The sequence below is a fragment of the Methylibium sp. genome (genome assembly GCF_013817365.1).
In the GTDB taxonomy this organism is placed as follows: Bacteria; Pseudomonadota; Gammaproteobacteria; order Burkholderiales; family Burkholderiaceae_C; genus Methylibium.
Window position 1 is genome coordinate 1 of the sequence record NZ_JACDCU010000472.1, and the last position, 2,991, is coordinate 2,991.

Consider the following 2,991-nt stretch of genomic DNA (forward strand, 5'->3'; position numbering starts at 1 on the left):
CGGGCAGCGCGCGCACGGCGAGCGACGGAACGATCAGGATGCGCAGCCGGGTTTCCTCGTCGCTGCCCAGCGCGGCGGCGATGCGCCGCACCGACTCCAGCTGCGACATCAATCGCTGGACCTCCGGGTACAGCGACTGTGCCTGCCGTGTCGGCACCAGCCGGTTGCGCTGGCGGGTGAACAGGGCGTAGCCGAGTTGCAACTCCGCGAGCTGCAGCGTCTGCGTGACGGCCGGCTGCGTCACGTGCAGCAGCCGTGCCGCCGCGCTCGCCGTGCCGGTGAGCATCACCGCGTTGAACACCTCGATGTGCTTGAGACGCATGATGGAATCGGGTGGCCCTTGCGTTGAGGCGATGGTGCAGCAAGCGCGCGCATCTGCAGCGCCTCGACGCGGTGAACCGGGCCTTGCCTAGGCCTGGATCAACCCCCAGCGCAAGGCAACCAGCGTGATCTCGCTCTGGTTGCCGGCGCCGAGCTTTTGCTTGATGTGATAGAGGTGCGTGCCCACCGTGCTCGGCGAAAGATTGAGCGTGTCGGCGATCTGCGCCACCGTCGCGCCGCGCGCGAGCTGGATGAACACGGAGAACTCGCGCTCGCTGAGCCTGTCGGCCGGGCTCGCCTCGCCGTCGAGCTGCGCCACGGCCACGCGCTGCGCGGTCTGCGCGTCCATGTAGCGCTCGCCGCGCGCCACCGCGGTCACGGCGGCGATCAGCGCTTCGGGCGCGCTGCGTTTGGCCAGGTAGCCCAGCGCGCCAGCACGCAGCACGCGCTGCGGATGGGCGGTGTCCTCGTGGGCGGAAAGCACCAGCAGCTTGAGCTTGGGGTCCTGTGCCAGCAGGCGCCGCACCGCCTCCAGCCCGCCCATGCCGGGCATGGACAGGTCCATCACCACCACGTCGGGCTTGACCTTGGGCACCTGCTGGCAGGCTTCTTCCCCGCTTTGCGCCTCGGCCACGACCTCGATCTCGGCATTGGCCAGCAGCATGCGAAACCCCATGCGCACCAAGGCGTGGTCGTCGACCAGCATCACGCGGATCATGCGGTGCCCTCCAAAGCCGGCGTGAACGGCATCCACACCCGCAGTTGCGCGCCGCGCGGTTCGATGTTGCCGATGTGCAGGCTGCCGCCCAGCGCCTCCACGCGCTCGGCCAGCCAGCGCAAACCGTAGTGGCCGCCGTCTTCTTCCGTTCTGGCCACCCAGTCGGGCGCGAGGCCGCGGCCGTCGTCGCGCACGTCCAGGCGGGCGCCGTCGTCCTCGGCTTTCAGGCTCACGCTCATGTGGCTGGCCTGGCCGTGACGAAGCGCGTTGGTCAGGCCCTCCTGGGCGGCGCGGTACAGCGCCAGGGCCGCCTCGGTACCGAGCCGCGCATCGCCGAGCGAGACCTGCAGCTCCACCGCGGCACCCGGCTGGCTGGCACGGGTGCGCTCTACCAAATCGCGCATCGCGTCGGCCAGGCCGAAGGCATCGAGCACCAAAGGCGCCAGCCGGGGAATCAGCCCGTGCATGGCGTCGTACAGGCGCGAGCTCTCGTCGGCGATAACGCTGGCGGCCTGCGAGGCCTGCGGGTCGTGCTCGGCGGTGCGCTGCGCCACCGACAGCGCGAGACTGCGGATCGCGGTGACCGACTGCCCGAGCTCGTCGTGCAGTTCGCGCGCAATGAGCCGGCGTTCCTGTTCCAGATGGCGGTCGATCCAGCGGGCCAGCTCGCGCCGGTCCGACAGTTCGCTCTCGGCGGCCAGCGCGCGGCGCTCGGCCTCGAGCCGCTCACGCAAGCCGACCACCATGCGGTTGAACGCGGCACCGATGGAGGCCGCCTCGGTTCCGGCGAGCGGCGGCAGGCGCTCTTCCAGGTGCCCGGCCTCGATGCGGCCGAGCGCCTTCACGATCTGCCCGAAAGGCTCGACCGTGCGGCCGACCACCCAATAGACGACCGCATTCACCACCAGCAGCAGCAGCAGCGCGGTAGCGCCGAGCTCGAGGAACTGGTCCCAGGCGTCGACCGCGGCCCGCGAGGCATCGGCGCGCACCACCATCTTGCCGTTGGGGAAAGCGATCGACTGCTCGGAAGGCCCCGGCACGACCAGCCGCTCGAACCAGTCGGGCGCGTCGCGGCCCGCCTTGTAGGGCGAAGGGGGCGAGCGATACAGCTCCCGGCCTTCGCCATCCACCAGCGTGATCTCGTTGGACCGCACGCGGCCCAGGCCCTGCAGGTACAGCGCCATCGCCGGCGTGCCTTCGGAAGCACCCACCAGCACGGTGCGGTTGAGCAGTTGATGCGCCACGCGATTGGCCGCAACCACCTCCTCGCGCACCGCATCGCGAAGGTTGCCCAGGTGCAGGGCGATCATTGCCGCGAGGAACAGCGTGACCAGTGCGGCCACGATGAGGTGGATCTTCAGCCGCAGGCTCATGTCGGCTCCGCAGTAGCTCGGCCGGCCGCAAGAGCCCGGCGGCTTGACATCGAACTCGTTGCGCACTCCATGGCGCCGATGCTATCGGCAGCACGGCCCGCAAGGGCGCGGCCGATTCATGAAATTCATGATGGACTTGTTCCATGCGCCGGCGTCGAACGCGCGAGTTCGACGCCGGCCGGCAGCTTCGAGCTTGCTTGTGCGTCGCTCAGCGAATGCGCAGGCCCGGCACGGCGCCGGGCGTAGGTTCGAGCAGGAACAGGCCCGGGTGAGCTTTGTCGTCGGCATGCGAGGCGGCCAGCACCATGCCTTCGCTGAGGCCGAACTTCATCTTGCGCGGCGCCAGGTTGACGACGACGACGGTCATCTTGCCGACGAGCGAGGCGGGATCGAAGGCCGACTGGATGCCGCTGAACACGGTGCGTGGCTGCGCTTCGCCGACATCGAGCGTCAGCTTCAGGAGCTTGGTGCTGCCCTCGACTCGCGCGGCATCCACGATGAGGGCCAGCCGCAGGTCGATCTTGGCGAAGTCTTCGATGGCGATGGTGGGTGCGAGCGCTTCGCCGCCGGGCAGCACGG

4 protein-coding genes are annotated in these 2,991 nt (G+C 69.6%); all 4 read right to left on the reverse strand.

Translation table 11 applies throughout. The annotated features are described in order from the left end of the window. On the reverse strand, nucleotides 1–322 hold a 322-nt coding region (locus H0W38_RS19925; protein WP_292457436.1), incomplete at its 3' end, for a LysR family transcriptional regulator. Between the two features lie 87 nt (nucleotides 323–409). After that, nucleotides 410–1,039, reverse strand: coding sequence for a response regulator transcription factor (locus H0W38_RS19930; protein ID WP_292457438.1), 630 nt, complete (start codon nucleotides 1,037–1,039; stop codon nucleotides 410–412). Then, a complete protein-coding gene (locus H0W38_RS19935; protein WP_292457440.1) occupies nucleotides 1,036–2,412 on the reverse strand; it encodes a HAMP domain-containing sensor histidine kinase in 1,377 nt (458 codons plus the stop codon). The genes H0W38_RS19930 and H0W38_RS19935 overlap by 4 nt, the downstream gene beginning before the upstream one ends. Nucleotides 2,413–2,620: 208 nt before the next feature. Beyond that, nucleotides 2,621–2,991: methionine--tRNA ligase subunit beta (metG, locus tag H0W38_RS19940; protein WP_292457443.1), on the reverse strand; the 371-nt coding region annotated here is incomplete at its 5' end.

What these genes read in the sequence shown, in the direction of transcription:
- H0W38_RS19930 (WP_292457438.1), bottom strand. Translation starts at nt 1,039, where the DNA reads ATGATCCGCGTGATGCTGGTCGACGACCACGCCTTGGTGCGCATGGGG.
- H0W38_RS19935 (WP_292457440.1), bottom strand. Translation starts at nt 2,412, where the DNA reads ATGAGCCTGCGGCTGAAGATCCACCTCATCGTGGCCGCACTGGTCACG.